Source organism: Bacillus sp. P4_E1, from assembly GCF_056401715.1.
Genome location: NZ_JBFUIV010000052.1, coordinates 1 through 2,773 on the forward strand (window position 1 = coordinate 1; position 2,773 = coordinate 2,773).

Below are 2,773 nucleotides of genomic sequence, written 5' to 3' on the forward strand. Positions count from 1 at the left end.
GTTACTCACCCGTCCGCCGCTAACTTCATAAGAGCAAGCTCTTAATCCATTCGCTCGACTTGCATGTATTAGGCACGCCGCCAGCGTTCATCCTGAGCCAGGATCAAACTCTCCAATAAAGTTAGTTTGTCTAGCATCTAAAAATAAAAATTGACGTTCACGTTGTTTGTTTCGTTCAGTTTTCAAAGAACTTGTTTGCCGCTCATTTGCGACTCCCTTATGTTAACATTTTCATATTTCAATGTCAACTAAGTTTTTCATTTTCTTTTGTCGCTTTCTGCGTTGTTGCTATCGGCGACTTGTCCTATATTACACCTCTATATAATAATAGTCAACATTTCTTTTTCATTTTCTACAAAAAAAATTCCACACACTCATACCTCATCTTTATTTTACATATGTATATATAATCAAGATACATGAAAGGAGTGCATCAATTGTTGGATCCTTCCTTATTACACATCATTAGTACTAATGCAAGAAGCCCACACTATCATAGAAACTTTCCTCTCATTCTATTTTGGAGTCAAAAAAGTGGTTGTACTTCCCTTGCTAAGTGGTTTTTTTACCAGGTTGATTTATTACAAACAGCTTTAAACTATCACCCCTTCATCCATAATTTCGAATATGAAATATACAAAAGTACACCGGCCTATAATATACGGCTAAGTGTAGCACTACGAGATAAACAAAAGGAAACTTTCAAACTGGTTCGCAATCCGTTTAGAAGAGCAGTCAGTTCTTTCGTGTCCTTAATTGCACCTCCTTATGTAGAAAATGAAGAATGGAAACCCATTCGAAAGTTTTTATATCAAAATGAAAATTCTCCTAAAGGAATCTCATTCAAACAATTTTTATACTACCTATTTACTAAAGGTGCTCATGCAAATGATATTAACGCTCACTTTACACAACAATATATAGCAGGTGAAGAAGAGTATGTAACCAATTATATATACTTAGAAAATTTCGATCAGGAAATGAAAGAATTAGAAAAACGTTTCGAATTAAAACCTGCACCGATAAATGAGTTTTCAACATCATGGCATCATCAAACCCCTGCCATGATTTATAAAGGGAATTTCAGCGATGCCGATATTACTGATCCTTTATTCCCTCGTCACCCGACTTTTGAAAGCTTTTATGATGATGAATGTATACAGCTCGTCAAAACAATATTTCAAAAAGATTTCGATACATATAGATATAACAAAGAATATCCCTACTAATTTAAGTCCATTATCTTCGCTAAATATAAAAAGATACCTTATACATATATATGAGGTATCTTTTTAACATTTAAACTATATAAAACGTACAATTTAACAGTCCCTACTATCCATTTTATTACCCTTTAATAGATTACGTAACTTTTGCTTATCCGCCCATCCTACTCCAATTAAAACTAGACTCCCTCCCATTATTATCTTCCATGTCAGAGATTCATTTAATAGGATAATTGAAGTAATGATACTTATTAACGGCAATCCATTTAAGTACAGTCCACTTATTGATGCTGAGACCGTCTCTAGCGCTTTATTCCAGAACCAATATGCTAAAATTGTTGCCCCGATAACAAGGTATACTACACTAAATCCAATCTTCCATGTTTCGATTTTTGGGAAACCGTAGTAAAAAATTTCTATCATTGCAAATGGCAACACAATAGCTGCACCTATCATTAGTGTTACTGTAGTGAAAACTTTATTAGATAAACGTCGTTCTTGTTTTGGCCGTTTTAACAAAACTGTGTAGAACGCAAATAAAAAGGTACTTAATAAAATAAGTATATCTCCTATTAAAGACACCTCTTGATTAGTATCGCTAGATGGAATTGTAATAAAGAGCACTCCTATAGCGCCCAACATAATTCCGATCCAATAATCCATCTGAATTTTCTCTTTCAGAAAGAACGCTGAAAAAAGAATTGTAACTAATGGCAATGCAGCATCAATAATACTAACATGTAATCCACTTGTTAAAGAAATACCATAGGATGTGAACATAAAGTACCCAGCTACACCAGTAAAAGACAGTAAACTCATTCTTTTCCACGGAATATGTTTATGTATAACTGCTTTTTGTAGTTCGTTAAATGAGAAAAACATACAAATTCCACCCGCAAAGAAAAGACGAATAAATAACAAAGTAAACGGTTGAATGGATTCTAATGCCCATTTCGTTGGTGCAATGGCTGTTCCCCATAATATAACAGCCACTAATAACATGCATATTTCTTTCATAATCCCCCACACCCATCAAAAAATATATGTTAACTACCTTAATTATAGATTTTTTCTTAGGTAAAATCCTTTAAAACCACAAAAAGGTTATGCGAAAAATAGCCATCCAGCTCTTTTTTACATAACCTTTTCATATTAAATCAAAACATTATTGTTCATTCGACAACTAAATTAACACAAAAAGGAAATTCTTACCTTCAATTTATATTTAAACGTATTACTTTATCATCCAAATTTTATTTTATACCGTTTCTATTTCATTCTTTTTTTCATCTTTAAGGTTATTAAATTTATGGATTTTAACCTTCGGTAAATAAAAATAAACACAAAAAAACCTAAGTCGAAACGACTTAGGTTTTTGCTTGGCGACGTCCTACTCTCACAGGGACAAGGTCCCAACTACCATCGGCGCTAGAGAGCTTAACTTCCGTGTTCGGTATGGGAACGGGTGTGACCTCTCTGCCATCATCACCAAACTGATGAAGGTATATTCCTTCAAAACTAGATAACATTGCTTCATATTATATGGT

2 protein-coding genes and 2 rRNA genes are annotated in these 2,773 nt (G+C 33.6%); 1 reads left to right on the forward strand and 3 read right to left on the reverse strand.

The window, feature by feature from the left end:
- Window positions 1–119: ribosomal RNA gene (locus AC1DS7_RS28620) — 16S ribosomal RNA — on the reverse strand; the annotation flags it as partial.
- A gap of 318 nt (window positions 120–437) precedes the next feature.
- Here AC1DS7_RS28620 and AC1DS7_RS28625 point away from each other — a divergent pair.
- Window positions 438–1,229 carry a sulfotransferase family 2 domain-containing protein gene (locus AC1DS7_RS28625; protein WP_002191765.1) on the forward strand — a complete coding sequence of 264 codons (792 nt, stop codon included), beginning with the start codon at window positions 438–440 and terminating at the stop codon, window positions 1,227–1,229.
- A gap of 93 nt (window positions 1,230–1,322) precedes the next feature.
- Here AC1DS7_RS28625 and AC1DS7_RS28630 read toward each other — a convergent pair whose 3' ends face one another.
- Together AC1DS7_RS28630 and rrf are read right to left on the reverse strand one after the other, a co-directional pair.
- Window positions 1,323–2,243 (reverse strand): DMT family transporter, encoded by a 921-nt coding sequence (locus tag AC1DS7_RS28630; RefSeq protein WP_002140184.1) that lies wholly within the window; start codon window positions 2,241–2,243, stop codon window positions 1,323–1,325.
- 360 nt (window positions 2,244–2,603) lie between these two features.
- Window positions 2,604–2,719 (reverse strand): 5S ribosomal RNA (rrf, locus tag AC1DS7_RS28635).
- Between the last annotated feature and the right edge of the window lie 54 nt (window positions 2,720–2,773).